The organism is Vibrio sp. 1180_3 (assembly GCF_029478545.1).
Lineage (GTDB): Bacteria > Pseudomonadota > Gammaproteobacteria > Enterobacterales > Vibrionaceae > Vibrio > Vibrio aestuarianus.
In genome coordinates this window covers 1-352 of sequence record NZ_SJFM01000206.1, presented here as the reverse complement: position 1 = coordinate 352, position 352 = coordinate 1, and the positions used below count along the sequence as shown (strand labels likewise).

Genomic DNA, 352 nt, shown 5'->3' with positions numbered 1-352 from the left:
TCCGTAGTTTGTAACTGCTGGCGTTTGGCATAAAAAGTAGAAAGACTTAACCCATTACGCTCACAGAAGACCCGCTGTGATAGATGACTGGATTGGTATTGCTCGAACAAGGTTTGCCATTCTTGGTCGGTACGTCGTTTTGCCATTTCAGATCTCCTTATGGTTGGAGATTTGATCGTATAGCGTGCTGAGGTTGATTAGAATGCGGTGTTTATGATGCGCTTACGTATTATCTTGCTATATAGCTGCATGACATGAAAACGGTCAAAGACGATATCTGCATTGGGTAGATGCTCTGTGACCGCTTTTATGTAGGAATCGCCCATATCCATAGCTACAGCTTTAATTTGTT

The 352-nt window shown here is 42.6% G+C and carries 2 pseudogenes; both read right to left on the bottom strand.

From position 1 onward, the window contains the following. Positions 1 to 146 (bottom strand): annotated as a pseudogene (locus tag EYW48_RS21610) (IS66 family insertion sequence element accessory protein TnpB); the annotation flags it as partial. 75 nt (positions 147 to 221) lie between these two features. After that, positions 222 to 352: pseudogene (locus EYW48_RS21605) on the bottom strand (transposase); the annotation flags it as partial.